Raw genomic sequence first — 26,240 nt, 5'->3', positions numbered from 1 at the left:
GGGACGTGGGAACCGCCGTGGAACTTGCAAGACCAATATCGAAGATTATTCGCGACCGCCACGCGATGTTCACGGCAGGAATTCATGCCGCACTACGCTATGAGGCGGACCGGGACACGCACTTTCCGGAGATCTCCTCTGCGACAACCTCCCTTGGTCCCGCCTTGGCAAGCGCGGGTTCAGGCGCCTAGATCACGGAACAAACATGGCTTCGGAAGGATCAGGCATGGCGGCATCGGTACGCGACAACAAGGACAGCAGCCGTTTCGAGCTCGATGTCGGCAGCGAGATCGCCTTCGCCAATTACCGGCTGACGCCCTCGGCCGTCATCATCACCCACACCGAGACGCCGCGCGCGCTGCGCGGCCGCGGCATTGCGTCCGAGCTGATCAAGGGCGCGCTCGATATCATCCGCGGCGACGGCAGAAAGGTGATCGCGGGCTGTGGCTTCGTCGTCGACTATCTCGACAGGCATCCGGAGAATGCGGATCTCAAGGCCTGAACGCGAAAGGGCCCGCGACGTCGCGGGCCCTTCCCTAGTTGCCTGGCGTCGACCGGAGCGTGCCGGTCAGTGCTTGATTTCAGGCGGCAGCTTGCCGCCATTGGCGGCGAGCTTGGACATCACCTGCTTGTGCAGCCAGACGTTCATGGTGGCGGAGTCGTTCGTGTCGCCGGTGTAGCCGAGCTCCTTGGCGAGGTCCTTGCGCGCAGCCAGGCTCGAATCGACGTCGAGGGCCTTCATCAGGTCGACGATCGAGGTCCGCCATTCCAGCTTCTCGCCCTTGTGCGCGGCGGCGGCCTTGTCGACGATCGCCGCAACATCCACAGTTGCAGCCGGCGCTGCGGCGGGCACAGACGCTGGCGCCGATCCGCCCGGCGCGGCTCCTGCGGGCGCAGGCGTGCTGCCCGCGGGTGCGCCGCCGGCGGGCGTCGCGGAAGCCGCATGGCTACCGAAGATTGCGCCCATGATTTTCCCGAAAATGCTCATGTCTGCTCCCCGAAAAGGATCCCTTGGAAGGCCCTGTGTTGGCACTTATAGACGAAGTTACGTCGTAGCGCCCGCGAAGTTCCGCGAACTCGCAGGCAGCATGAGCTTATCTGCGGCGAAATGACGACCGGATGACGTCACCGAGGTTGCACTGCGGCAACGAATCTCACCCAAGCGTGAGGGACAGGACTCGGAAATCGGCGTACGCTTCGCGTTCAGCTCGCGATGCCAACAGGAATTCGCGTCTGGTTGGACTCGCGAAACTCAGAGAAGCGGCCGCTTGCGCCGTTGTCGGCGCCGAATTCGGCTGCATGACAAGGGAGCAAGCCGACCATGGCCACACTCTATCAGGGCAATGTCCCCACGATGGGCCAGACCGCAGATGCGGCTGGACCGGTCATCCGAACCATAAAACTCTCCGACCTGCACGACGCGCTCAAGCGCGGTTGGGAAGACTTCAAGGCCGTTCCGAGCCACGCCATCATCCTCTGCGTGATCTATCCGGTGCTCGGCCTCGTGATCGCGCGCGTCGCGATGGGCTATTCGGTGATACCGCTGCTGTTTCCGCTGGCCGCGGGCTTCGCCCTGATCGGCCCGTTCGCAGCGCTCGGCCTTTATGAGCTCTCCAGCCGCCGCGAACGCCATGAGGAAGCCAGTGCCTGGGATGCGATGGACGTGCTGCGCTCCCCCTCCTTCGGCGCCATGCTCGGCCTCGGCACGCTGCTGCTCGCGTTGTTCGTGACCTGGGTCGCGACGGCGCAGGCGATCTATGTCGCCGCGTTCGGCTATGAGGGCGTGACCGGAATCTCGGATTTCGTGACGCGGGTGCTGACGACATCGCAGGGCTGGTGGCTGATCGTGGTCGGCTGCGGCACGGGCTTCCTGTTCGCGCTCGCAGCGCTCTGCCTCAGCGCCGTATCGTTTCCGCTGATGCTCGACCGCCATGCCGGAGCGTTCGAAGCGATGGTGACGTCGCTGCGCGTCGTCGCCAAGAACCCGGTGCCGATGGCAGCCTGGGGCCTGATCGTCGCGGTGCTGCTGGCGCTCGGAACGATCCCCGCGTTCCTCGGGCTCGCCGTGGTCATCCCCCTGCTTGGCCACGCCACCTGGCATCTCTACCGCAAGGTGATCGTCTCCGAGCCCGGTGCCCGGCCGGTGCCGCCTCCGCCGCAACGTCCGCGCAAGCCGGCCGCAGATTTCCCCGCCAATCTCTTCCCGTGGCGGAACAGGGAATAGCGCGACTGACCGGCGATCTCGTTCGGGCCGATCCCGCCCCATGTCCCGGGCGGGATCGGCTGCCGTCATAGGCCTTGCTTTGGCCGCGGTTACATCTGACATTGCCGCCGCCGGTCATATCGCTTCACGGAATCAATTACATCTGATGACCCTGACGATTTCTCGTCTCGCTCTCGCAGCCTTCGCCCTCTCAGCCTCCATCGTGTCCGCCGAGCCCGCTTTCGCCGCGGTCGCTTGCGGCTCGGGCAATTTTGACGCCTGGCTTGCGGATTTCAAAACCGAGGCCGCGGCCAAGGGCATTTCGCAACAGGCCATCACCGCTGGACTTGCCGGCGTCACGTTGGACCAGGGCGTGCTCAACCGCGACAAGTCGCAAAAGGTCTTCACGCAGACCTTCGAGGAGTTTTCCGGCCGCATGGTGCCGCCGCGGATGATGCGCGGGTCCAATAAGATGAAGCAGTACGGATCGGTGCTCTCGCGCATCGAACAAACCTATGGCGTGCCCGGCGAGATCCTGGTCGCGATCTGGGGTCTGGAAACCGATTTCGGCGTCAACACCGGCAAGTTCGCGACGATCCGCTCGCTGGCGACGCTCGCCTATGACTGCCGGCGCTCCGAGCAATTTCGCGGCGAGCTGATGGATGCGCTGCGTATCGTCCAACGCGGTGATCTCGCACCCGCCGACATGAAAGGCGCCTGGGCCGGCGAGCTCGGCCAGACCCAGTTCATGCCGTCATCATGGATGAAATACGCCGTCGATTTCGACGGCAACGGCAAGCGCGACCTGCTGCACAACGCGCCCGACGTGCTCGCCTCGACCGCCAACTATCTCGCCGGCTATGGCTGGCAAAGGGGCAAGGACTGGCAACCGGGCAGCCCGAACTTCGCGGTACTCCAGCAGTGGAACAAGAGCGAAGTCTATTCCAAGACGGTGGCCTATTTTGCCACCCAACTTGCGCACGCCCCTTAGGACACGCACGGAAACAAAGCGCGTCGGGCCGATCGCCCTGGCGACCGGCCCTCTCTTGGATTGCGCTTGCCTACCCGACTACTTACCCATGGTGGCGTGCATCGCCTTGTTCAGGTGCATGCCGCACGCACCCATTTTACCGTTGAGCATGGAGTCCTGCGCGGAAGCAATTTCCTTCTGCGCGGCCATTTTCACGTCGCCGTCCGGCATCCCCTCGACCGCGGTCTCGGTCTTTTCAAGATTGCCCGAGCTGCAGCCGCCCATGCCGTGCTTGGCGGCCTGGGCCGGTGCGACGGCGAATGCGACGGCGGCAATTGCGATAACCCCGAGTAACTTCGTCATGATGTTACTTTCCTTCTTTTGTTCTTGAGACAGGTCCAGCGACATTGCCGGAATCTGCGGCATGACTTTGCTTCGGACGCGACAACTTGCCGCAATAAATTCCCCGCGAGAATTGCGTGATGTTGCGCATCACGCAGAGCCCTCATGCGAAATTTCTGATTTTCATTACAACTTCGTAATCAGGATCTGCACGTTCAGCGTGTGCAACGCACCATCGAAATGGTCTCCGCCCGTCGATGGATCCGGCAGACCACGTAGGTCGCCGCGAGCCCTTTGAAGCGCTCACGGTGCTAACTCGTGGCCTTGATTGCCCTCTCTGACTTCAAACCGGATATTCACAGCTACGGGCATAGTATGAATATAAATTCGTTTCTATGAATTCCGATTCATGCGAATCGTGCATGGCTGACTTGGGCCTACAAGCTGGTCCGACGCCTTGCAGATCACGGGAACGTAACTTATTTCCGTAACGATCGGAACCGTCGAATAGTTGATAAATCCGTGATTTTACGGGTACTTATCGCATCGAATGCATGTTTCCGCCCAGCTATTGGGCGGCTGCGCCCAGAGGTTAAGCGTTTCTTACCCGCGCCATGCGCTTCACGCTTAGCTGCATCGCAACATCGGAACTTTCGCACTGCACTACGCTCACCTATATTCATTTCAACGATGACGCCCGGGCAAGGGCTGAATCGAACTACAGGAGACTACCAATGCTGCTCTCGCTCATCCGCATGATCCAGGCTTTCCGGGACTATCAGCGCAATGTTGCCGAGCTGTCCCAGCTCAGCGATCGCGAACTGGCCGACATCGGCCTCGATCGCTCGGACATCCCGCGCGTTGCCGCCGGTCAGCATCAGGGCTGATATCGTTCAGCCCTTTACCGGACGAACCGATAGCGCCCGCCTCGTGCGGGCGTTGTCGTTTCTGATGGCGAAAACCCGATCTCGGCGATTCCACTGACCGCCGAAAAGCGCTACCTGTCCGCCCCATGACAGGACCCCTATCCAACACCGTGCACGTCATCGGCGCCGGCCTTGCCGGTTCCGAAGCCGCCTGGCAGGTGGCCAAATCAGGCGTACCCGTGGTGCTGCACGAGATGCGGCCGGACCGCATGACCGAGGCGCACCGCACTGACGGGCTTGCCGAGCTCGTCTGCTCCAACTCGTTCCGCTCGGACGACGCCGCCAACAACGCCGTCGGCCTGCTGCACGCGGAGATGCGCCGCCTCGGCTCGCTGATCATGCGCGCGGCCGACGCCAACCAGGTCCCCGCCGGCGGTGCACTCGCCGTCGACCGCGACGGCTTCTCCGCGGCCGTGACCAAGGCGCTGGACGACCACCCCCTGATCGAGATCGCCCGCGGTGAGATCAAGGGCCTGCCGCCGGCCGAATGGAGCAACGTCATAGTTGCAACCGGCCCCCTCACCTCTGCCCCGCTGGCGGACGCCATCCGCGAGCTGACCGACGAGAACGCGCTCGCCTTCTTCGATGCGATCGCACCGATCGTGCATCGCGAATCCATCGACATGTCGGTGGCCTGGTTCCAGTCGCGCTACGACAAGGTCGGCCCCGGCGGCAACGGCGCCGACTACATCAATTGCCCGATGACCAAGGAGCAGTATGACGGCTTCGTCGCTGCGCTGATCGCGGGCGAGAAGACCGAGTTCAAGGAGTGGGAGACCAATACGCCCTATTTCGACGGCTGCCTGCCGATCGAGGTGATGGCGGAGCGCGGCCCCGAGACACTGCGTCACGGCCCGATGAAGCCGGTCGGCCTCACCAATCCGCACGATCCCGCGACAAAAGCCTACGCGATCGTGCAGCTGCGCCAGGACAACAAGCTCGGCACGCTCTACAACATCGTCGGCTTCCAGACGAAGCTGAAATACGGCGAGCAGCAGCGCATCTTCCGCACCATTCCAGGGCTGGAGAAAGCTGAATTCGCCCGCCTCGGCGGCCTGCATCGCAACACCTTCCTGAACTCGCCAAAGCTGCTCGACGGCCAATTGCGCCTGCGCGCGCAGCCGCGGCTGCGCTTTGCCGGCCAGATGACGGGCTGCGAGGGCTATGTCGAATCCGCCAGCGTCGGCCTGATCGCCGGCCTCTATGCGGCCGCGGATGCGCGCGGCGAGACACTTGCAAGCCCACCCAGCACCACGGCGCTCGGATCGCTGCTCGGCCACATCACCGGCGGCCATATCGAGACCATCGAGCCGGGCACGCGCTCGTTCCAGCCAATGAACATCAATTTCGGCCTGTTCCCGCCGCTTGCCAGCGCACCGACGAAGAAGCCAGACGGCACGCGCCTGCGCGGCAACGAGAAGACGGTGGCCAAGAAGCAGGCGATGAGCGCCTTGGCGCTCGCCGATCTCGATCGATGGATCGCCGATCATTTGCGCATCGCCGCAGCCGCGTGAGATATCGATGAGTCTCCCGAAAGACGACGCCGCGGTGCTCTCGGCGCGCTGGATCGAGGGCGTGCTGCTGAAGCGCGACGTGTTCTCGACGGTCGAGCGCGGCCGCTACCGCGATGACAGCGGCGAAGTCGACGCCGTACTGCGCCGGCTCGATGAAGTGCCGTGGTGGTCGTTCCTGCTCGCACGCCACCTGTTCGCGCGAGAGAAGCACGCACTGGCGCTCGCCAAGGGCCTCGATGTCGGCCCCGAGCTGCTCTGGGCCGGCCGCCGCGCGCTGGTGCGCGGCTTCGTCGACGGCGTCGCGCTGCATCTGGCCAAGCCGCATGGCGACCTCGCCTATTTCCGCTCGGCCAAGGCGGCGCTGCGCCGGCTGCGCCGCGCCGGCATCTGCCACAACGATCTCGCCAAGGAGCAGAACTGGCTGGTCGGCCGCGATGGGCGCGCCTACGTGACCGACTTCCAGCTCGCGGCCTGCTTTGCACGCCGCGGCCGGCTCTATCGCATCCTTGCCTATGAAGACCTCCGGCATCTGCTCAAGCACAAGCGCTCCTATGCGCCCGAGGCGCTGACGCCGCGCGAGCGCAAGATCCTGGCAAAGAAATCCTTCGCCGCGAGCCTATGGCTCGCCACCGGCAAGAAGGTCTATCGCGCCATCACCCGCGGTCTGTTCAACTTCACCGACCGCGAAGGCGGTGGCCGCCGGCTCGTCAACGACGCGCCGGTGCTGGCCAAGCTGATCCGCAAGAACCCCGCCGTGCGCGACACCGCCATCGTCGCGTTTGCCGACCGCCGCTCCGGCGTCGGGCTCTACGCGTTCGTGGAAGCCGACCAAGCCGCGCTCGAAGGCCAGCTCCGCAACGAGCTCACCGCTGCCAAGGGTCCGAAGCCCCCAGAACACATCCAGGTTGTCCACGCCCTGCCGCGCGATGCCGGCGGCAAGCCGCGCACCGAGATCCTGCAACTCGTGGCCATGAACCAGCTCGACCTGATCGAGCCAATGATGAAGAACGACCAGGACCGCGCCTTCCTGAGGGACATCCTGGAGCAGCGCAAGAACCTGCGCGACCGCTTCAACTTCGAGGCCGACCTGCCCACCAGTCAGACACCAGCGCCTTGAAGCGTCCACAATGCCGGTGGAGAAGCCGAAGATTACACAGACTTGGGGCACAATGACCAGCTGGGGGACCATGAGGCGCCGCGCCGCCCTGCTGATCGCAGGTCTGGTGCTGCTGGCGGTCGCGCCTGTGATGGCCGCGGAGTCCCCCGCCGAACAGATCTCCGCCTTCCGGGCGAAGCATGGTGAGGGCCGCGTCGTGCGCGACGCTACGCTTGACCACATCGCGATGAACCAGGCCCGCGCGATGGCGGCCAAGGATGATCTCAGCCACGATGCCCTTGGCCCGTTCACCAAGCGCGTCGCGCCGTCAGGCGCGGGCCGCGCCGCCGAGAACATCGCCTACGGCTACGACACCTTCGAGAAGACGCTCGGACAGTGGATCGACTCGTCCGGCCACCGCAAGAACCTGCTGCTGCACAATGCCTCGCGCGTCGGCATCGCCAGCGCGAAGAACGCCAGCGGCAAGCGCACCTATTGGGCGATGGTGATCGCCGGCGATTACGAGCCGAAGCCAGGGAAGGGCAAGGGCAACAAGGACAGCGAGCCACTGGTCGCTGTGAAACGCGAGGTCACTCCTGCGAGCAAGCCAAGATCCAGCAACTGCCACGTCAAGCTGCTCGGCCTCTGCATCTGAGACGTAGCCCGCTCCCGGCTTGCTCGCCTTGTTCGGCGCCTTTAATCCATGCTGATAGATGGATCGCGAGAGGGAGAGCCGATTGATCGACATCGATCGAATACGCGCCGACACGCCGGCCGCCTCCTGGCGCGCCTATCTCCACAATGCTGGAGCGGCACTGATGCCCACGCCGGTTGTGGAGGCGCTGAAGTCGCATATCGATCTGGAGAGCGAGATCGGCGGCTATGCCGCTGCCGACCGCGAGTCCGGCCGGCTCGACGCGGTCTACGGCTCGGTCGCGCGTTTGCTGAATGCCGCGCCGGACGAGATCGCGCTCATGGAGAACGCGACCGTCGCCTGGCAGATGGCGTTCTACGCGTTGCCGTTTTGCGCAGGCGACCGAATCCTGACCGCCGAGGCAGAATACGCCGCCAACTACGTCGCGTTCCTTCAGGTCGCCAAACGGACGGGCGCAGTCATCGACGTGGTTCCGAGCGATGCCACCGGCGAGCTCGACATCCAGGCGCTCGAACGCATGATCGACGACAAAGTGAAGCTGATCGCCATCACCTGGGTTCCGACCAATGGCGGACTGGTCAATCCCGCCGCGGCCATCGGCAAGATCGCGCGCGCACAAGGCATTCCCTATCTGCTCGATGCCTGTCAGGCGGTCGGGCAGATGCAAGTCGACGTCGAAGCGATCGGCTGTGACATGCTCTCCGCCACCGGCCGCAAGTTCCTGCGCGGTCCGCGCGGCACCGGCTTCCTTTACGTCCGCAGACCGCTGCTGCAAGGGCTGGAGCCGCCAATGATCGACCATTTTGCGGCGCCCTGGATCTCGCGGAACCACTATCAGCTCCGCGACGATGCGCGCCGGTTCGAGACCTGGGAGAACAATTACGCGGCGCGGCTTGGTCTGGGCGCCGCCGTCGACTATGCCCTCGCGATCGGCCTCTCCCCGATCGAGCAGCGCTGCCGCCTGCTGGCCGGCCGCCTTCGCAAGGGCCTCGCCGCTATCAGCGGTGTCACCATTCGCGACCTCGGCCGCACACCGGGTGCCATCGTCAGCTTCACGATGGACGGCTACGAAGCAGACGCGATCGTCAGCAGAGCGGCGGCAGCCGGCATCACCATCGGCGCATCAGATCCGTCGAGTACCCGGATCGATGCCGAAGCTCGCGCGCTGCCGGTGGTCGTGCGGGCGTCCCCGCATTACTACAACACGGAAGCGGAGATCGATCGATTGGTCGCCTTCCTCGCAGGCCTGGCATCGCGATAGCGCGCTTTTCCGCCAGGAGCTTCAGGCCCTCGTCGTCAGTGGCGACAGCTGGTCCGTATCGAAGCGGGCGCGCAACTCGCTGATCGCCTTTGCGTCCGGCGCTCCGCTGGCGGTGAGCCTGGCCAATTCCTCGAAATAGTGTTCGTGCCCCGGTGGGGAGACGGTCATGAGCACGCGTGCGGGCCTGTCGCTGACATTGGTAATGTTGTGAGGAACGCCCGGAGGAATGAAGAGGTAGGTCCCCGGCTTGGCCCGGACAACCTCTTCGGCGACGTGCCATTCGCACTCGCCTTCAAGCATGTAGAAGGTCTCTTCCTGCACACGATGAACATGCCGGCCCGTGGCGAACCCGGCCGGAATCGTCCAATCGAACATGCTGGTGTGACGGGTGTCCTCCCCCGTCACCAGAAAAGCCATCGGCTGACCGCGCAGCATCACTCCCCTGGTTTCGCCGGGCCTGCGGACGAGCGGCTTTGCGTTCATGTGGTCCTCCATGGCTGGTCGCCAGATTGCCTGGCAACGGCACCATGATGACCCGCCTGCTCCGGGAAGTAGCGAACCAACGCGGAAATCATTGCAAAAAACCTGCGAAATGTGGCCTTCTTCGGCAATGGTTGCGATCCTTGAATTTGGTCCGTTCCGCCTCGACGCCGATGCAGGGATTCTGTTCCGCGGGGCCGAGCCAACCCTGCTCGGCCAGCGCGCGGTGCAGCTTTTGACCTTGCTGGTGCAGCAAGCCGGCATGCCAGTATCGAAGGACGCCTTGATCGAGGCAGCGTGGCCCGCCCAGGCAATTGAAGACAGCAATCTGACAGTCCAAATGGCCGCCGTCCGGCGTACGCTGGCAGACGCTTCCGGGGGCGCGCAATGGATCGAGACCCTGCCACGGCGCGGCTATCGCTATGTCGGTCCGTCCGTGACGGTGTCCGACCCTGCGAAGGCCTCCACACCATCGCTGACATTGCCGGACAGACCATCAATCGCGGTGCTACCGTTCACGAACCTGAGCGGCGACGCGGAGCAGGACTATTTTGCCGACGGAATGGTCGACGACATCATCACCGGCCTGTCCCGCATCAACTGGCTGTTCGTGATCGCGCGAAACTCCACCTTTACGTACAAGGGCCGAGCGGTCGAGGTGAAGCAGGTCGGCCGCGAGCTTGGTGTGCGCTACGTGCTGGAAGGCAGCGTCCGCAAGACCGGCAGTAATGTGCGGATCACGGGTCAGCTGATTGATGCGTCGACCGGCACGCATGTGTGGGCCGAGCGTTATGACCGCCGGTCCGATGATATCTTCGCGCTTCAGGACGACATTGCCATGTCGGTCGTGGGCGCCATCGCGCCGAGCCTGCGCCGCGCCGAAATCAACCGGGTCAAGCGCCAGCGGCCCGACAGCCTCGATGCCTATGACCTGGTCCTGCGGGCCCAGCCTGATGTCGATTTCGGCATGCCGGAGCAGGTGACGCAAGCGCTTGTTCTGCTCGAGCGCGCGATCGCGCTCGAGCCCTCCTACGCACTGGCGCACGGCAACGCCGCGATGTGCCATCATTGCCTTTTCCTTCGTGCCGGTTTGCAGGAGGCGAGCCGCGCCGCCTCGATCAATCATGCACGAACGGCCATCGCCCACGGGCAGGATGACGCCGTTGCGCTCACATTGGCGGGCTTTTCGATCGGCATGGATGGGCACGATCGCTCCGCGGCATTCACCGCGCTCGACGCGGCGCTTTCGATCAGCCCGTCATCTGCGCTGACTTACATCCTCGGCAGCGTCATGCTGGGCTGGGGCGGCGATGCCGACCGCGCCATCGAATGGAGCGAGCGCGGCATGCGGCTCAGCCCGTTCGATTCCTGGGCGTTCGCAGCCTTCGACGCACAGGCGATGGGACACTTCCACCGCGGCCGATTTGAAGAGGCCTGCCGTGCGGCCTACCGCTCGGTTCAGGCCAATCCGCGCCACAGCATCACCCACGTGCAATTGGCGGCGGCGCTCGCAAAGCTCGGCCGATTGCAGGAGGCAAAAGCAGCCGCAGCCCGGGTGCTGGAACTGCACCCGACTTTCCGCTACGGCCGTCAATTCCAGGGCGTCAACTGTGCGCCGGCGTTGGCGGCGGCGCTTGGTGAGGCCCTTCGCGCCGCGGGGCTGCCGGAATAATCCACTTCAGGTGCAGCGCGCGCTCAAACCGGAGGCGCTGAGCTTGGCCATGACCTCGTCGAGATGCGCACTGTCGCGGGTCTCGATGACAAGTTGCAACAGCGTCGCCTTCGCCGGCAGATCCGAGAAGGTCCGCTGGTGCGAGACCTCGATGATGTTGGCACCGGCCTCTGCGAGCAACGCCGCGACCGCGGCCAATTGGCCGGGCCTGTCAGGAATATCGAGCGAGAGCTGCGTCAGCCGCCCCTCACGCGCGAGTTCGCGCGTCAGCACCGAGGCAATGAGCCTGGTGTCGATATTGCCGCCGCTCAGGACCAGACCAACCTTCTCGCCGGCGAACCGCGTGGGATCGGACATGATCGCCGCCAGGCCTGCGGCGCCGGCGCCCTCGACGACCGTCTTCTCGATCGAGATCAGGGTCGCGACCGCACGCTCGAGATCGGCTTCGTTGACGAGCGCGATGTCGTCGACGAGGCTGCGGACGATTTCCGTGGTGATCCTGCCCGGCGATTTGACCGCGATGCCTTCGGCGAGCGTATCGCCGCGCGCCGGTAGATTGCCGCCATGGACGGCATTGTACATCGAGGGATAAAGCCAGGCTTCGACGCCGAGAATCCGCAGCGACGGTTTTAGCGATCTTGCGGCAATGGCAATGCCGCTGATCAGGCCGCCACCGCCGATCGGGACGACCAGCGTGTCGAGTTCCGGCACCGCCTTGAGCATCTCCAGCCCGACCGTGCCCTGCCCCGCGATGACACGTGGATCGTCATACGGATGGACGAAGATCATGCCGCGGGCTTCGCCATGGCTTCGTGCAAACGCAGCCGCTTCCTCCAGCGTCGCGCCTGTCACCACCACCTCGGCACCATGATGCCTGGTGTTCTCGACCTTCACCATCGGCGTGCCCACGGGCATCACGATGGTGGCGGGAATGCCGAGCCGCCTGGCGTGATAGGCGACGCCCTGTGCATGGTTGCCCGCCGACATGGCGACGACGCCCCGCGCACGCTCCTCCGGCGTCAGTGCAGTCAGCCGGTTCAGCGCACCACGCTCCTTGAACGAGGACGTGAATTGGAGGTTTTCGAATTTGAGCCAGAGGTCGCAGCCGCAGATGTTGCTCAGCGTCCGGCTGTAGCTGCAGGGCGTCTCGACGACGGCGCCCCGGATGACCTCGGCCGCGGCGTGAATGTCAGCCGGCGTAACCGGAAGGCCGCTCAGATCGGAAGATGCGATTTGGGACATCTCAGCCATGGGACAGCATAGAGCATTTGGCTGGTTTGGGCGACAAGCCAACCGCTATTTGGTAAATTCCCGGGATCGTGAAGCCCGCCACAGCGTCCACAAGGTGCGCAACCGCGAGACCGGCTGCGGCGCGAAGGGATTGCGCCCCGGCCGCGACAACCGATCGAGATCGGCCCTTACCTGGCTCAGCGGCAGGAAGGCGGCCCGCGCCGAGAGCGGCACGTGCGCCAGCAGCGACAAGGCCGTCGCCAGATGCTGTCGCGCTTCGCCGATGAGCTGGTCCAGCACGGCATGGAGATCGGGTGTCGCCTTGCCAGCGAACACGTCCTCCATGCCGCAACCATGGCTGGTCAAAAATTGCTGCGGCAGAAACAATTGCCGATGCGACGAGTCCCGCGGCAGGTTCGCAATCACCTGCGTGATCCCTTGCGCCAATCCGGCGTGCCGCGCGAGATGCTCGGCCTCGTCCGAAGATACCCCCATGATCAGCGCTGCCAGCGCGAACAAAGCCGACGAGGTCGCGGCCAGATAGCCTTCAAGCGCCGTCATGGTCGGCATCGGATCGTTGTAGAGATCGAACTGATGCTCATCGACCAGCAACGACAATGGCTCGACCGGCAGGTCAAAATCACGGATCGCGCGCAGCAACTCGGCTGCCACTGGATTGCCCTCGGCGCTGCCGTGAACGAGTCCGGAGAACAGGTCGGTCCACCATTGAAAGCGTATTTCGCCCGGCAAAGGCTGGCTCACCTGGTCGCGAACGCGAACGATCTCGACATTGAAGGCGTAGAGCGCCAGCAGCGCGCGGCGCTCGGCGGCCGGCGCGAACAGGGTCGCGGCATACCGCGGAAAGTCGTGGCTGCGCACCAGGTCGGCGCAGAACGCCGCGGTATCCGGCGGCGGCGCAGTGCTGCTCATGGCACGGCAATCAGCGCAGCCGCGACGCGGCGCCGTTCGCCCATCATGATGTTGTAGGTGCGCACGGCCGGGCCGGTCTGCATCGTGTCCAGCACCACCCTCACCGCCTTCAGCGCCTGGCGTAACTCCGGCGGCGCCAGCCAGAGCCCGGTTCCGGTACCAACCAGAAGGGTGTCGATGCTGTTGGCAGCGGCGAAAACCCGATCCAGCGAATAGCGGTCGATCTTGGCGGGATCAGTCACGTCCCAGGCCCAGATCGCGTCGGGCAGGCAGAGCAGCGAGCCGCGGTGCGACATGCCGGCAAAGGCGAAACCGCCCTTGCCATAGGCCTCGATCGGCGCCGAGCGCGGGAAATGGGGAGCGTTGGGATCGCCGGCCATGAGCTTCGTCCGAATGAGGCTACTGCCCTCGCGAACTCATGCGAGGGCATGCGGTTCGGATCATGCCTTGTTTTTCTTCGCCGGCGGAGCCTCTTCCTTCGCATCTTCGCGATGCTCGCCGACGCCGAGATAGATCAGGATCGGTGCCGCGATGAAGATCGAGGTGTAGGTGCCGACCAGCACCACGCCGAACATCATGACGGCCGTGAAGCTGTGGATGGCATGACCGCCGAACAGCAACAGCGCCAGCAACGCCAGCGTCACCGTGAAGTGGGTGATGATGGAGCGTGACAGCGTCGAGTTGATGGACTCGTTCAGCAGCTGCGGCATCGGCATCTTCTTGTAGCGCCGCAGCATTTCACGGATACGGTCATAGATGACGACAGTGTCGTTGAGCGAATAACCCAGAATGGTCAGAAGCGCAGCGATGCTGGTCAGGTCGAAATCGACCTGGCTGATCGACATGAAGCCGATGGTCAGCACGATGTCGTGGACGTTGGCGATCATGGCGCCGAGCGCGAACTGCCATTCGAACCGGAACCAGAGATAGATCAGGATCGAGACGATCGCGAGCATCAGGCCGAGCATGCCGAATGCCAGCAGTTCGCCAGAAACGCGGGGGCCGACCACTTCGACGCGGCGGTACTCGACGGAATCACCGAGCGCGCCGCGGACCTTCTGCACGGCCTCCTGCTGGGCAGCGTCACCGCCGGGCTGCTCCGCGACGCGGATGAGGACGTTCTCCGGGCCACCGAACTGCTGCAACTGGACCTCGCCAAGACGCAGGCCGTCCAGGGTGGTTCGCATCGCCGCGATGTCGGCGGCGCCCGACTTCGCCCTGACCTCCAGCAACGTGCCGCCACGGAAGTCGATGCCGAAATTCAGGCCATGGGTGAAGAACAGCGTGATCGCAACGATCGACAGCGCCGCCGAGATCGGGAAGCTGATGCGACGGAAGCGTGTAAAGTCGAAATGCGTATTGTCCGGGACGATGCGCAGTGACGGCAGCCAGCCGAACACCGAGACCACGGTGAGGACAGCAATCAGAATGCCGAGCCCGATGAGAACGTAGTGAGTCACGGTCAGGCTCCTAGATCGGCACGTTCTGCGGCCGCTTCCACCGCACCCACCCGGCCACGATCAGCCGGGTCAGCGTGAAGGCGGTGAACACCGTAGTGATGATGCCGATGCCGAGCGTCACGGCGAAGCCGCGCACCGGACCAGTGCCGATGTAAAACAGCACCGCAGCGGCAATGAAGGTGGTGATGTTGGAATCAAGGATGGTCGCGAGCGCCCGCTTGAACCCGGCGTCGATCGCCGAGATCGCGTTGCGGCCGCCGCGCAGCTCCTCGCGGATGCGCTCGTAGATCAGCACGTTGCTGTCGACCGCGATGCCGACGGTGAGCACGATGCCCGCAATGCCGGGCAGCGTCAGCGTGGCATTGAGCAGCGACAGCAGACCGAAGATCATGGCGACGTTGACGGCCACCGCGATGTTGGCGAACACGCCGAACAGGCGGTAGGTCAGCAGCATGAATACGATGACCATGATCGAGCCGACATAGGCCGCAAGCTCGCCCTTCTCAATCGAGTCCTGGCCGAGGCCCGGACCGACGGTGCGCTCCTCGGCCACAGCGAGCGGCGCCGGCAGCGCGCCGGCGCGCATCAGGATCGCGAGGTCGTTGGCTGACTGGACGGTAAAGTTGCCCGAGATCTGCCCCTGCCCCCCGGTGATGGGCTCGCGGATCACAGGCGCCGAGATCACCTCGTTGTCGAGCACGATCGCGAACGGCAGCCCCACATTCTCCTGCGTGGCCTGCGCGAATTTGCGCGCCCCGGTGGAGTTGAAGCGGAAGGAGACGATCGGCTCATTGGTACGCTGGTCAAATCCGGGCTGCGCATCGGTAAGCTCGGCGCCCGAGACCAGCACCTGCTTCTTGACGACGTAAGGCACCTTCGGCGTGCTCTGGCTCATCAGGAGCTCGGAATCCGGCGGCACGCCGCCGCGCTGCGCCTGGTCCGGCGGCACCGAGGTGTCGACCATGCGGAATTCCATCTTCGCGGTCTTGCCGAGCAGTTCCTTCAGATGCGTCGGGTCCTGGAGGCCCGGAACCTGCACCAGAATTCGGTCGGTGCCCTGGCGCTGGATCACCGGCTCGACGGTGCCGAGCTCGTTGACGCGGCGCTCCACGATCTGGATCGATTGCTCGATGGTCTTGCGCATGCGCTCGACCATCGCCGGCTGCGACAGCGCCAGGCGAATCAATCCACCGCCGGCGTCGGAGACGTCGAGGTCGCGCTGGCTGCTCGACCCGAGCAGGCCGCCGACCGGCTGTGCGAGGTCACGCAGCTTGGCCAGCGCGGTCTCGAACTCGGTGTCCTTGACCCGGACCTCGACGGCGTCACCGCGAGTAGCGAGGCCCGTATACCCGATCTTGGCCTCGCGCAGCACGCGGCGGACATCGTCGCGAACCTGGTCGAGCTTTTCCTTCTTGACGTAATTGGCGTCGACCTCGAGCAGCAGATAGGAGCCGCCCTGAAGGTCGAGGCCGAGCACGAGCCGACGCTGCGCCCAGGCGGGCCAGGTCTTGACCTGCGCCTCGGGAAAGAAATTCGGGACCGCGCAGAGGCACACGATCAGCGCCGTCAGGATGATCCCGAGCGCCCTCCACCGCGTGAAATACAACATCGACTGGACCTGTCAGATCAGGAGATTTTAAACACTCGCGGGAAAGCGCTCACTTCGCCGCGGCGTCGTCCTTGGCGCTTTCCTTCGCGCTGTCCTTGGCCGGCTCGCCCTTGGCGCGCACGCCCGAGATCATCGACCGCATCTGGCGCACGCGCACGCCGTCGGAAATCTCGAACTCGATCTGGTCGTCATCGACCACCTTGGTGACCTTGCCGACCAGGCCGCCCGAGGTCACGACGGTGTCGCCGCGGCGGATGTTCTTCACGAGTTCGGCGTGGTCTTTCACCTTCTTCTGCTGCGGGCGCAGAATCAGGAAGTACATGATCACGAAGATCAGGGCGAACGGCAGCAGCGACATCAACATGCTGTTGGTGTCACCGGCGCCCGCGGCCTGGGCATACGCAGGGGTAATGAACATTCGGACGATCCTCGTAGAAACGGGGGAAAACCGGTCAGGCCCTCAAAGGCGACCGGTTCGGTCAAATTCGCGCGGACTATAGCGACCACCGCCCCAATTGCAACGCTGCCAGACCGCCCCTTTTGGCCACCTTGCGGCGCGCCGTCAGGCCCGATAAGGCTGCATTCTCAGGAACTTCGGACATGCCAAAAAAACCAAGCAAAAGCCCGGCCGGCAAAGGCCCCCGTACCCCTGCCACAAAGCCCGCCCAGGTCGCGGCAAAACGCCCCAAGGCGGTCCAAAAGGCCCCCCTCTCCAAGGCCGTCCCGGACCTCTCCCAGGACCGCATCGTCCGCGCGCTGGAGACGATTGCGGCGCACCTTGCAGCCCAGGGCAGGCCGGCCGTCGAACGCGAGTCGTTCGAGCGGGCGAACGCTTATGTCTGGCACCCCGACGGCCGCCTGGCCGCAGTGCCGCGGGTCAGTCGCGTCGAGCTGTTCCTGCTGAAGGGCGTGGACCGGATGCGCGACATCCTGATGGAGAACACCGAGCGTTTCGCCAACGGCTTGCCCGCCAACAACGCCCTGCTCTGGGGTGCGCGCGGCATGGGCAAGTCGTCGCTCGTGAAGGCGGCGCATGCCAGCATCAACGCCGATCGCAAACTCTCTGAAAAGCTCAAGCTGATCGAGATCCATCGCGAGGACATCGAAACGCTGCCGATGCTGATGGAGAAGCTTCGCGACTCGAGCTTCCACTTTATCGTTTTCATCGACGACCTCTCCTTCGACGGCAATGACGCGTCCTACAAATCGCTCAAGGCCGTGCTCGAAGGTGGCATCGAGGGCCGGCCCGACAACGTCATCCTCTATGCGACGTCCAATCGCCGTCATCTGCTGGCGCGCGACATGATCGAAAACGAGCGCTCGACGGCGATCAACCCGGGTGAGGCCGTCGAGGAAAAGGTCTCGCTGTCGGACCGCTTCGGCCTCTGGCTCGGCTTCCACCGCTGCAGCCAGGACGAATACCTCGCCATGGTGCGCGGCTATTGCAGCCATTTCGGCATCAAGGTCGATGACGAGGCGCTGGAGCGCGAAGCGCTGGAATGGTCGACCACGCGCGGCTCGCGCTCCGGTCGCGTCGCCTGGCAGTTCGTGCAGGAGCTGGCGGGGCGCCTCGGCGTCAAGCTGACGACGAAGTAGCACTGATTTCAAGCACAGGATCGCCCGCCCCATGACACACAGGGCGGGCGATAATTTCGTTCTTGTGGAGAGAGCGAGAGCCTGAAGGGGCCTTACGCCCCGTTCAGGAATTGAAGCGGGTCAACCGGGCTCGATCCCTTACGGATCTCGAAGTGGAGCTGCGGCGACGCCACCTCCCCGGATTGACCCGACTTGGCAATGACCTGACCGCGCTTGATGGTATCGCCGCGCTTCACCAGCAGCTCACTCGCATGGGCATATGCGGTGACGTAGCCGTTGGCGTGCCGAACCAGGACCAGATTGCCGTAGTTTTTCAGCTCGTTGCCGGAATAGGCAACGACGCCGTCATCAGCCGCCTTGACCGGCGTGCCTTCGGGCACCGCGACGTTGATGCCGTCATTCGCCTTGCCATTGGTCTTGGTGCCGTAGCTCGTGATCACCTTGCCGCGCACCGGCCAGCGGAAAGTCGGCAGCGAGCTGGTGGTCTCCGCCGCTTTGGCCGGTGCTTCGGCAGCGGGTTTCTCGTCGATGTTGGTGGTTGCCTGCGCCAGACGCGCACTCTGCGCCGGCTGGGCGACAGCGGCCATCCTGGTGGCGGGCGCGGGAGCGGCCGCGACCGGCTGCAACGCAGCCGCAACGGGCGCTGCAGCAACAGGGGCCGGAGCAAGCGCAGCCGCAGCTGCGGCGGTCCTCGCGCCCGGCACGGTCAACCTGGTGCCGAGCTTGAGCTTCGTCGACGGCTGCATTCCATTGGCGCGAGCCAGCTCCGCCGCGGAGATATGGTTCTTGCGCGCAATGCTGACGAGCGTGTCGCCGCGATTGACGAAGTGGAAGCTCGACGGCGCAGCGGCGGCAGCAACCGGCTTCGGCGCCATCGCGGGAGCCGCGGCGACCGGAGCCATTGCCGGCGCCGGCATGGCAGCCGTTGCACCCGGATGCGGGATGATCAGTTGCTGGCCAGGCGAGAGCGCGCGCGGGCCCTTGTAGCCGTTGGCGGCCATGATCGCCTGCGGCGTAACATGATAGCGCCTGGCGAGCACGTCGAGCGTATCGCTGGTGCCGACGATGATTTTGGTCCCGCCGACCGGCTGGGCGGCTGCGACCGAGCGCGGCGGCACCGTGCCGGTGGCTTCGAGACGCGGCTGGGCCGGCGGCGTGTACGAGCCGAGGCCGCGCCCGCCTCCCGAGACTCCCCCGCCAGAGGCAACCGGATAGGATTGCGGCGCGGCGACCGCCGGCGGCGGCAAGGCCTGGGACTGATAATAGCCGGGCTGGGTCTGCGGCCGCGCATATTGCGGCAACTCACGCTGCGGGGGCGGAGCCTGCTGCACCGAACCGGTCGATTCAGCGAAGGGATTTGAGAAGTTCGACTGGGACAGCCGCGACGACATGTCGGCACTGCACCCTGCGAAGCTGAAGGAAATCAGCGCCAGCACCGCGACCTGCGGTACGCGGCGCGAGTAAAGCAACTCGGCGACAACAGACATGGTTACTCACTCGTACGCAACAGAACTCGTGCTTTAAGTAAACACGCGCCAAGTAAATAACGGCTTAACCCTCCCAATAAGATGTTGGATGCGCTGCCGATCCGGAATTCTACAGCTCCCGCGCCACGCCGGGGAGCGCCGGCACGAAGCGGACCTCGACGAGTTCCTTGCGCTCGATCCCTCGATCCCCGCGGATCAGGCGCGTCAGCGTCTGCACACCCTGATGCGGGCCGACCGGCGCGATCAGGATGCCGCCGAGCTCGAGCCGATCGATCAGGTTCTGCGGGATCTGCTCGACCGCGGCGGTAACGATGATGCGGTCGAACGGGCCGATGTTCGCTGGCAGATCGAGGCCGTCGCCGAGCATCACCTCGACATTGTGGCAGCCCAGCTTTTCGAGCCTGGCGCGCGCGGTGTCCGCGAGCTTGCGATAGCGCTCGACCGTCAGCACCTCGCGCGCCAGCTTCGACAGCACGGCGGCCTGGTAGCCGGAGCCCGTGCCGATCTCGAGCACGCGGTGGCTCTTCTGGAGCTGAAGCTGCTCGGTCATATAGGCCACGACGAAGGGCTGGCTGATGGTCTGCCCGCAGGCGATCGGCAGCGCGCTGTCACGGTAGGCGCCGTCGCGATCGGAGGCTTCGACGAAGAGCTCGCGCGGCACCTCCTCCATGGTCCGCAACACGGCCTGATCACTGATGCCGCGACGCCTCAGCGTAAGCTGAAACATCATCTTTTCCGGTGGGGGCTGATTGGAGATCATCGCTGCTTATGTCGTCTCGTCCGGTCCGGATCGATGGTTTTTGCGCCAGTTTCCAGAGCCAGAATCTTGTTCCTGCTCAGGAACCCATGATAGCCTTCCGGCTTAGGTTTTGACCATAAATCGCTTGCAGCGGACGAGCCACCACGGCCATTTTCATGGGCCAGCCGGCTGAAACGCGCATTGCGTCGATTCGTGTTATCTGCGAACGTTTTCACGAATGGGCAAGGACTCAACGACAATGACCGCGACAGGGCTTTCCGGCCGCTCTGTATTCCTCGTCGAGGACGAGGTGATGATCCGAATGATGGTTGCGGACATGCTGGAGGAGCTGGGCTACAAGGTCGCAGCCGAAGCGGGCGACATCACCGAGGCGATGCGGCTGGCTCAGGCCACCGAGTTCGACATTGCCATCCTCGACGTCAACGTCAACGGCAAGGTCATCTCACCGGTCGCCGACGTCATCAGGGCCAAGGGCTGCCCCTTCATCTTCGCGACCGGCTACGGCTCGTCGGGCCTGCCGGAGCAATACCGCGACCGGCCCGCGCTTCAGAAACCGTTTCAGCTCGACGCGCTCGGCAAGACCATCGAGGCCGCGCTGCGCGGCGGCTAGGCTAGCCGCTACTTCAGCATCGCGCTCAGTTCTTCGGAAAACGCTTCATTGGTGCGGTCGAGCCGCAGCGGCGTAACCGAGACGTAGCGCTCGCGCAGCGCCGCGAGGTCGGTCCCCTCGGCCGGCGTGTCCATCATCGCTGCGCGCTCGAAGCCGATCCAGAAATAGGGATTGTTGCGGCCATCCCTGCGCTCGTCGATCCTGAGGAAACCGAGGTTGCGCTTGCCCTGCCGCGTGACGCGAATGCCGAGCACGTCTTCCGGCGCGCAGGAGGGAAAGTTGACGTTGATGACCGTCTCCTTGGGAATGCCGGCCTTGATCACCTTGCGAAGGATGTCGGGGCCGAATTTGCGCGCGGTGTCCCATGGCAACCGCTCGCGCGTCTCGACGTTGAATTCCTGCGACAGCGCGAATGACGGGATGCCCAGAATGGTGCCTTCGAGAGCGCCGGCAATGGTGCCGGAATAGACTACGTCCTCGGCAACGTTGCGGCCTTTGTTGACACCAGAGAGGACGACGTCGGGGAGCTTGGCGCCGAGAATATGGCGCGCGCCCATGATGACGCAGTCGGTCGGCGTGCCTCGCACCGCGAAGTGCCGAGGTCCGACTTCGCGCAGGCGCAGGGGATCGTTCAGCGACAGCGAATGCGACACACCGGACTGATCGAGTTCGGGCGCCACCACCCAGACGTCCTCGGACAGAGCGCGTGCGATCTCCTCCACGACCTTGAGGCCGGGAGCGTTGATGCCGTCGTCATTGGTGCAGAGAATGCGCATGCCGGTGGTTGATTCCTGAGCTGGTATCAGGTCGTCTTATCCCCCTGGGACCGATCAGGCAAACCGGCTTCGGCGCAGACCTCACCCGTGATTCCCGCTCATCGCCGCAACGCAGCAATTGCCCCTTCCGCTAGCGGCGGACTCGCCATTGCGGCAGGAAGCGAGCGAGCCTGCCCTCCGCACGTAATTGCATCGCTGGCACGACCGGGATCGTGGCGGGCGATGTTTCAATCACACCGAGCGCGTTGAGTTGCGCGATGGGCGGCTCCGCCACAGGCATCTGCGGATAACGACCCCGTGCCAACGTCACCGCCTGGTCAAAATCCTCGACATTGACGCCGGCCTTCGCTCTGCGGCCTTGAATGAGTGCGTCGTCCCAGAGCCGTGCGATGTCGATATCAAGCACGCCACGCAAACGCTGATCGACAGCCTGGATGCCGGCACCTGTCACCGCCCATTGACGGCCGATCCAGAAGATGTCGCGGTGCAAGGCCATGGACGTTGGTTTCGCGTTCGCGGGCGGGCGTCAGGATAGCCGGCCGCCCGATCTTCGCAACCAAACGTTTCCGCGCTTCAGCCCGGCAACACGCGGTTCCTGCTCGACGCGAATGCGGTGACCTCTTCACTCGAAAACGCCTCGTTACTCGCGAGCGATCGCCTTCAACCCGCCCATATAGGGCTGGAGTACGCTGGGAACCGCGATCGAGCCGTCCTCCTGCTGATAGGTCTCCATCACAGCAATCAGCGCGCGGCCGACGGCCGTGCCGGAGCCGTTCAGCGTGTGCACGAAGCGCGGCTTGCCGTCCGGGCCGCGCGAGCGCGCGTCCATGCGCCGTGCCTGGAAGTCGCCGCAGACCGAGCAGCTCGAGATCTCGCGGAACATGCCGCCATCGCCCTGCCCGGGCATCCACACTTCGATGTCATAGGTTTTTTGCGACGAAAAACCCATGTCTCCTCCGCAGAGCGTCATCACGCGATAATGCAGGTCGAGCTTCTGCAGCACCTGCTCGGCGCAGGACAGCATCCGCTCCAGCTCGTCCTTGCTGGTCTCCGGCGGCGTGATCGAGACCAGCTCGACCTTGGTGAATTGATGCTGGCGGATCATGCCGCGCGTGTCGCGCCCGGCAGCACCCGCTTCCGCGCGGAAGCATGGCGTCAGCGCGGTGAGCCGCATCGGCAGTTGCTTCTCGTCGAGAATGGATTCTCGCGCGAGATTGGTGAGCGACACTTCCGCGGTGGGGATCAGGCCGAGGCGCTCAGTCTTCAGTCGCTCGTGGTCGGGCTCTGCAAGCAGCTCGCCCTTGATCGCCCAGAACTGGTCGTCCTCGAATTTCGGCAACTGCCCGGTGCCGAACATAACTTCGTTGCGCACAAGGAGCGGCGGGTTGATCTCGGTGTAGCCGTGCTCGGTAGTGTGCAGGTCGAGCATGAACTGACCGATTGCGCGCTCGAGCCGCGCGAGCCCCTTCTTCAGTACGACGAAGCGCGCGCCGGAGAGCTTTGCCGCCGCTTCGAAATCCATGTAGCCGAGCGCGGTGCCGAGATCGTCATGCAGCTTCGGCGCAAAACCATAATTGCGCTTGGCACCGAACACGTGGCGCTGAACATTGCCGTGTTCGTCGACGCCATCTGGCACGTCATCGAACGGAATGTTCGGGATCGCTGACAGCTCTTTGGTGAGCTCCTCGTCGGCCGCCTTCGCGGCGGCCTCGAGCTCGGGCATCGTGGTCTTCAGCTCGGCGACTTCGGCCATCAGCTTGGCCGCCCGCGCCTCGTCCTTGACCTTCTTCGCATCGCCGATTTCCTTGGACGCCGCGTTGCGCCGTGCCTGTGCCTGCTCCGAAGCCAGGATCGCCGCCCGCCGACGCTCGTCGATCGCGAGCAGCGACGCCGACAGCGGCTTCAGTCCTCGCCGGGCGAGTCCGGCGTCGAAGGCGTGCGGATTGTCGCGGATCGATTTGATGTCGTGCATGGCTGTTTTCCCGTCATGGCCGGGTTCATCCCGGCCATCCACGTATCAACCGCCTTAGATCAAGTCGTGGATGCCCGGGTCAAGCCCGGGCATGACGAATCATCGGCTGTACAGCGGTATGATCGAGCGAAAGTGCCCTACTCCGCCGGATTGGCCGGCGTCGACACGTCCGTACCGGTGGCCGCCTGCGAGGCAGCCGCCTTCTTCTCCACCATCGACACAGCGATGATCGATCCCTCGTAGAGCGCAAGCAGGGGAATCGCGAGCGAGCACTGGCTGAGGATGTCAGGCGGCGTCAGCACGGCTGCGATGATGAAGGCCAGAACAATGAAATAGCGGCGCTTCTCGCGCAGCATCTTTGACGTAATGATGCCGACCCGCCCGAGCAGCGTCAGGATCACCGGCAGCTGGAAGGCGATGCCGAAGGCGAAGATCAGCGACATCATCAGCGAGAGATATTCGCCGACCTTGGGCAGGAGCTGGATCTGCGCGGTCTCGTCACCGCCCACCTGCTGCATGCCCAGCGAGAAGCGCACCAGCATCGGCAGCACGACGAAATAGACCAGCGCCGCGCCCATCACGAAGAAGAACGGGGTCGCAACGAGATATGGCAGGAAGGCCTGCTTCTCATGCTTGTAGAGACCGGGCGCGACGAACTTGTAGATCTGCGTCGCGACGATCGGGAACGAGATGAATCCCGCACCGAACAGTGCGAGCTTGAGCTGCGTGATGAAGTATTCCAGCAGCGCCGTGTAGATGAATTTGGAGTTCTCTGCACCCGCGACCCACACGAACGGCCAGACCAGCACGTTGTAGATCTGCTTGGCGAAGAAGAAGCAGAAGATGAAGGCCAAACCAAAGCCGAGCAGCGCCTTGATCAGCCGCGAGCGCAGCTCGATCAGATGGTCCATCAGCGGGGCTTTGCTGGCCTCGATATCGGCGTCGCTCATGACGCTTTGGCGTCCTTGATCGCTTCGGATGCGGTGTCCTGCGCAACCGGTGTCTGCTCGACCTCACGGGTGATGGCGAGCGGCTCATTCGCGGCCGAATGTGCCTCCGCTTCCACGAAGGTCTCGGGGGTCGGCGCTTCGGGGGGTGTCGGGCTTGCCGGCGGTTCGACAGCAGCCGTCGCCGGCGTCTCGGCTGGCTTGTCGAGCGCATCGACGCGGAGCGCGTCGCTCACGTCCTTCTGGAGGGAAGTCATCAGACCGCCGCCGGTGAAACCGGAGGCGGCTTCCTTGACCTCGTCGAAGCTCTTCTTGAGGTCGGCCATCTCGGCCTCGCGCATCGCTTCCTGGAACTGGCCCTGGAATTCGGCGGCCATCTTGCGGGCCTTGCCCATCCACTGGCCGACCATGCGCAGCACGCCCGGAAGCTCCTTCGGGCCAATGGCGACCAGGGCAACAACCCCGATCAGGACCAGCTCACTCCAGCCGATGTCGAACATGACGTCTTCCGTTCACGCGAAGCCACGACCGGCCCAATCCCTCACGTGCAGGATCGGGTCCGCTTCCCGCGTCTCGCGTGCTCCTGGCTCAGACGGCCTTGCTGCCGACGTCGGACCGTGCCGCGGTCGGCGCGGCATTGTGCTCGATGGACTTCGAGGGCTCCTGCTTCTCGGCGGGCTTGTCGTCGTCCTGCATGCCCTTCTTGAAGGCCTTGATGCCCTGCGCCACGTCGCCCATCAGATCAGAAATCTTGCCACGGCCAAACAGCAGCAGGACCACTGCGATCACCAAGATCCAGTGCCAAATGCTAAGTGAACCCATCCTGCAACCCTCCAAACGCGCATGGCCGGGACCCGGCCGATCTTGACCGGAACGTAGGCTTGGCAGGCCTCAAAAACAAGGACCAAGGCAGTGCCAATTCGCTGTTGGCACTACGTAATCTTGCTAGTGTTAACCGGCCGCAAGGGGCCCCGTGGACGGCCGGAGGATTACTCCTCGCTGCCGCCCTCATTGCCGCCTTCCGGCGGGGTCTCGGGCTCCACCGCAGGCGCCAGCGCCAGATCGAGCTCCTCGCCCGGTTCCAGGGGATCCTCGTCCTCACGCAGCGCCGGGTCGTCCGAGGGCGTCGGCACGCTGAAGCCGGTCGGCAGGCGCGAATCCAGCAGGCCCGTGCCCTTCAGCTCCTCGAGGCCCGGCAGATCGCCGAGTTGTTCCAAGGTGAACTGCGACAGGAAGTCCTCGGTGGTTCCGAAGGTCAGCGGACGGCCCGGCGTCTTGCGGCGGCCGCGCGGCTTGATCCAGCCCGTCTCCAGCAGCACGTCGAGCGTGCCCTTCGAAGTGACGACGCCGCGGATCTCTTCGATCTCGGCGCGCGTCACCGGCTGATGGTAGGCGATGATCGCCAGCACCTCGATCGCCGCGCGCGACAGGCGCTTGGTCTCGGTGCTCTCGCGGGTCATCAGCCAGGCGAGATCGCCGGCGGTGCGGAAGGTCCATTTGTTGGCGACCCGCACGAGGTTGACGCCGCGCGAGGCATAATCGACCTGGAGCTGCTCGAGCGCAGCCTTCACGTCCACGCCCTCGGGCATGCGCTTGGCCAGCGTCGCGGTGTCCAACGGTTCACTCGAGGCGAACAGCAGCGCTTCCAGCAGCCGCAATTCTTCGGGACGTGCCTGGGATTCGTTCTCCATCGGCTCGGCCTCTTCTACCCGCACTTCAGCCAGGCTTGCCATGGCAGCTTCTC

General features: G+C 64.4%; 29 protein-coding genes. 11 read left to right on the top strand and 18 right to left on the bottom strand.

The features are described from left to right. The first annotated feature begins 226 nt into the window (after window positions 1-226). Entirely contained in the window at window positions 227-502 is a 276-nt protein-coding gene (locus tag QY049_RS01830) for a GNAT family N-acetyltransferase (protein WP_194475764.1), read from the top strand. Between the two features lie 66 nt (window positions 503-568). Here the strand turns inward: QY049_RS01830 and QY049_RS01825 are convergent, their stop codons facing one another. After that, window positions 569-988 carry a DUF3597 domain-containing protein gene (locus QY049_RS01825; RefSeq protein WP_258766819.1) on the bottom strand — a complete coding sequence of 140 codons (420 nt, stop codon included), beginning with the start codon at window positions 986-988 and terminating at the stop codon, window positions 569-571. Window positions 989-1,321: 333 nt separating this feature from the next. Between QY049_RS01825 and QY049_RS01820 the strand changes: the two genes are divergently transcribed. Both QY049_RS01820 and QY049_RS01815 read left to right on the top strand, forming a co-directional pair. Further along, complete coding sequence (locus QY049_RS01820) at window positions 1,322-2,224, top strand: DUF2189 domain-containing protein (protein ID WP_301268705.1); 903 nt, start codon at window positions 1,322-1,324, stop codon at window positions 2,222-2,224. Window positions 2,225-2,369: 145 nt separating this feature from the next. Further along, on the top strand, window positions 2,370-3,194 hold the full coding sequence (locus QY049_RS01815; protein ID WP_194475761.1) for a lytic murein transglycosylase: 825 nt from the start codon (window positions 2,370-2,372) through the stop codon (window positions 3,192-3,194). Window positions 3,195-3,272: 78 nt separating this feature from the next. On the opposite strand, the gene QY049_RS01810 is transcribed toward QY049_RS01815, so the two are convergent. Then, the gene (locus QY049_RS01810; protein WP_301268704.1) at window positions 3,273-3,599 is read right to left on the bottom strand and encodes a hypothetical protein; all 327 of its coding nucleotides are present in this window, start codon (window positions 3,597-3,599) and stop codon (window positions 3,273-3,275) included. Between the two features lie 650 nt (window positions 3,600-4,249). Between QY049_RS01810 and QY049_RS01805 the strand changes: the two genes are divergently transcribed. The 5 genes from QY049_RS01805 to QY049_RS01785 all read left to right on the top strand — a co-directional run bounded on the left by QY049_RS01805 (window position 4,250) and on the right by QY049_RS01785 (window position 8,967). After that, window positions 4,250-4,402 (top strand): DUF1127 domain-containing protein, encoded by a 153-nt coding sequence (locus tag QY049_RS01805; protein ID WP_301268703.1) that lies wholly within the window; start codon window positions 4,250-4,252, stop codon window positions 4,400-4,402. 125 nt (window positions 4,403-4,527) lie between these two features. Next, the gene (gene trmFO, locus QY049_RS01800) at window positions 4,528-5,955 is read left to right on the top strand and encodes a methylenetetrahydrofolate--tRNA-(uracil(54)-C(5))-methyltransferase (FADH(2)-oxidizing) TrmFO (protein WP_258766815.1); all 1,428 of its coding nucleotides are present in this window, start codon (window positions 4,528-4,530) and stop codon (window positions 5,953-5,955) included. Window positions 5,956-5,962: 7 nt separating this feature from the next. Further along, window positions 5,963-7,072, top strand: a complete 1,110-nt coding sequence (locus QY049_RS01795; RefSeq protein WP_194475758.1) for a serine/threonine protein kinase — start codon at window positions 5,963-5,965, stop codon at window positions 7,070-7,072. A 70-nt stretch (window positions 7,073-7,142) separates the two neighbouring features. Further along, complete coding sequence (locus tag QY049_RS01790) at window positions 7,143-7,706, top strand: CAP domain-containing protein (RefSeq protein WP_301268702.1); 564 nt, start codon at window positions 7,143-7,145, stop codon at window positions 7,704-7,706. 82 nt (window positions 7,707-7,788) lie between these two features. Continuing rightward, on the top strand, window positions 7,789-8,967 hold the full coding sequence (locus tag QY049_RS01785; protein WP_301268701.1) for an aminotransferase class V-fold PLP-dependent enzyme: 1,179 nt from the start codon (window positions 7,789-7,791) through the stop codon (window positions 8,965-8,967). Window positions 8,968-8,988: 21 nt separating this feature from the next. Here QY049_RS01785 and QY049_RS01780 read toward each other — a convergent pair whose 3' ends face one another. After that, window positions 8,989-9,450, bottom strand: coding sequence for a cupin domain-containing protein (locus tag QY049_RS01780; protein ID WP_301268700.1), 462 nt, complete (start codon window positions 9,448-9,450; stop codon window positions 8,989-8,991). Between the two features lie 127 nt (window positions 9,451-9,577). Here QY049_RS01780 and QY049_RS01775 point away from each other — a divergent pair, with 127 nt between their 5' ends. Next, on the top strand, window positions 9,578-11,119 hold the full coding sequence (locus QY049_RS01775; protein WP_301269248.1) for a winged helix-turn-helix domain-containing tetratricopeptide repeat protein: 1,542 nt from the start codon (window positions 9,578-9,580) through the stop codon (window positions 11,117-11,119). A gap of 6 nt (window positions 11,120-11,125) precedes the next feature. Here the strand turns inward: QY049_RS01775 and QY049_RS01770 are convergent, their stop codons facing one another. From QY049_RS01770 to yajC, 6 genes are read right to left on the bottom strand one after another with little or no spacing between them, the layout of a single operon-like run. Then, complete coding sequence (locus tag QY049_RS01770) at window positions 11,126-12,370, bottom strand: threonine ammonia-lyase (protein ID WP_301268699.1); 1,245 nt, start codon at window positions 12,368-12,370, stop codon at window positions 11,126-11,128. 45 nt (window positions 12,371-12,415) lie between these two features. Further along, the gene (locus QY049_RS01765) at window positions 12,416-13,279 is read right to left on the bottom strand and encodes a phytoene/squalene synthase family protein (protein ID WP_301268698.1); all 864 of its coding nucleotides are present in this window, start codon (window positions 13,277-13,279) and stop codon (window positions 12,416-12,418) included. Next, window positions 13,276-13,659 (bottom strand): Mth938-like domain-containing protein, encoded by a 384-nt coding sequence (locus QY049_RS01760; protein ID WP_258766809.1) that lies wholly within the window; start codon window positions 13,657-13,659, stop codon window positions 13,276-13,278. The genes QY049_RS01765 and QY049_RS01760 overlap by 4 nt, the downstream gene beginning before the upstream one ends. A 60-nt stretch (window positions 13,660-13,719) precedes the next feature. Then, complete coding sequence (gene secF / locus QY049_RS01755; protein ID WP_301268697.1) at window positions 13,720-14,739, bottom strand: protein translocase subunit SecF; 1,020 nt, start codon at window positions 14,737-14,739, stop codon at window positions 13,720-13,722. A gap of 10 nt (window positions 14,740-14,749) precedes the next feature. Then, complete coding sequence (gene secD, locus QY049_RS01750) at window positions 14,750-16,348, bottom strand: protein translocase subunit SecD (RefSeq protein WP_194475750.1); 1,599 nt, start codon at window positions 16,346-16,348, stop codon at window positions 14,750-14,752. 49 nt (window positions 16,349-16,397) lie between these two features. Continuing rightward, the gene (gene yajC, locus QY049_RS01745; protein ID WP_148753779.1) at window positions 16,398-16,766 is read right to left on the bottom strand and encodes a preprotein translocase subunit YajC; all 369 of its coding nucleotides are present in this window, start codon (window positions 16,764-16,766) and stop codon (window positions 16,398-16,400) included. 182 nt (window positions 16,767-16,948) lie between these two features. Between yajC and QY049_RS01740 the strand changes: the two genes are divergently transcribed. Then, on the top strand, window positions 16,949-17,944 hold the full coding sequence (locus QY049_RS01740; protein ID WP_301268696.1) for an ATP-binding protein: 996 nt from the start codon (window positions 16,949-16,951) through the stop codon (window positions 17,942-17,944). A 92-nt stretch (window positions 17,945-18,036) separates the two neighbouring features. Here the strand turns inward: QY049_RS01740 and QY049_RS01735 are convergent, their stop codons facing one another. Next, window positions 18,037-19,431, bottom strand: coding sequence for a LysM peptidoglycan-binding domain-containing M23 family metallopeptidase (locus QY049_RS01735; protein WP_301268695.1), 1,395 nt, complete (start codon window positions 19,429-19,431; stop codon window positions 18,037-18,039). A 109-nt stretch (window positions 19,432-19,540) separates the two neighbouring features. Beyond that, window positions 19,541-20,191, bottom strand: a complete 651-nt coding sequence (locus QY049_RS01730) for a protein-L-isoaspartate(D-aspartate) O-methyltransferase (protein ID WP_194475747.1) — start codon at window positions 20,189-20,191, stop codon at window positions 19,541-19,543. 238 nt (window positions 20,192-20,429) lie between these two features. Here QY049_RS01730 and QY049_RS01725 point away from each other — a divergent pair, with 238 nt between their 5' ends. Then, window positions 20,430-20,801: a response regulator gene (locus tag QY049_RS01725; RefSeq protein ID WP_258766807.1), complete on the top strand. Its 372-nt coding sequence runs from the start codon at window positions 20,430-20,432 to the stop codon at window positions 20,799-20,801. 8 nt (window positions 20,802-20,809) lie between these two features. Here the strand turns inward: QY049_RS01725 and surE are convergent, their stop codons facing one another. The 7 genes from surE to scpB form a co-directional block, all read right to left on the bottom strand. Then, window positions 20,810-21,577, bottom strand: coding sequence for a 5'/3'-nucleotidase SurE (gene surE, locus QY049_RS01720; RefSeq protein ID WP_194475745.1), 768 nt, complete (start codon window positions 21,575-21,577; stop codon window positions 20,810-20,812). 130 nt (window positions 21,578-21,707) lie between these two features. Beyond that, entirely contained in the window at window positions 21,708-22,073 is a 366-nt protein-coding gene (locus QY049_RS01715) for a hypothetical protein (protein ID WP_258766805.1), read from the bottom strand. Window positions 22,074-22,217: 144 nt separating this feature from the next. After that, window positions 22,218-23,549 (bottom strand): serine--tRNA ligase, encoded by a 1,332-nt coding sequence (serS, locus tag QY049_RS01710; RefSeq protein WP_301268694.1) that lies wholly within the window; start codon window positions 23,547-23,549, stop codon window positions 22,218-22,220. A gap of 137 nt (window positions 23,550-23,686) precedes the next feature. Continuing rightward, window positions 23,687-24,499, bottom strand: a complete 813-nt coding sequence (gene tatC / locus QY049_RS01705; protein ID WP_194475742.1) for a twin-arginine translocase subunit TatC — start codon at window positions 24,497-24,499, stop codon at window positions 23,687-23,689. Continuing rightward, window positions 24,496-24,996, bottom strand: coding sequence for a Sec-independent protein translocase protein TatB (gene tatB, locus QY049_RS01700; protein WP_258766803.1), 501 nt, complete (start codon window positions 24,994-24,996; stop codon window positions 24,496-24,498). Before tatB ends, tatC begins: the two co-directional genes overlap by 4 nt. Window positions 24,997-25,084: 88 nt before the next feature. Next, window positions 25,085-25,318, bottom strand: coding sequence for a twin-arginine translocase TatA/TatE family subunit (locus QY049_RS01695; RefSeq protein WP_027529733.1), 234 nt, complete (start codon window positions 25,316-25,318; stop codon window positions 25,085-25,087). Between the two features lie 167 nt (window positions 25,319-25,485). After that, window positions 25,486-26,229, bottom strand: coding sequence for an SMC-Scp complex subunit ScpB (gene scpB / locus QY049_RS01690; protein WP_194475740.1), 744 nt, complete (start codon window positions 26,227-26,229; stop codon window positions 25,486-25,488). Between the last annotated feature and the right edge of the window lie 11 nt (window positions 26,230-26,240).

Source organism: Bradyrhizobium sp. WYCCWR 13022 (genome assembly GCF_030435535.1).
GTDB lineage: Bacteria > Pseudomonadota > Alphaproteobacteria > Rhizobiales > Xanthobacteraceae > Bradyrhizobium.
This window is presented reverse-complemented; position numbering and strand designations above follow the sequence as displayed.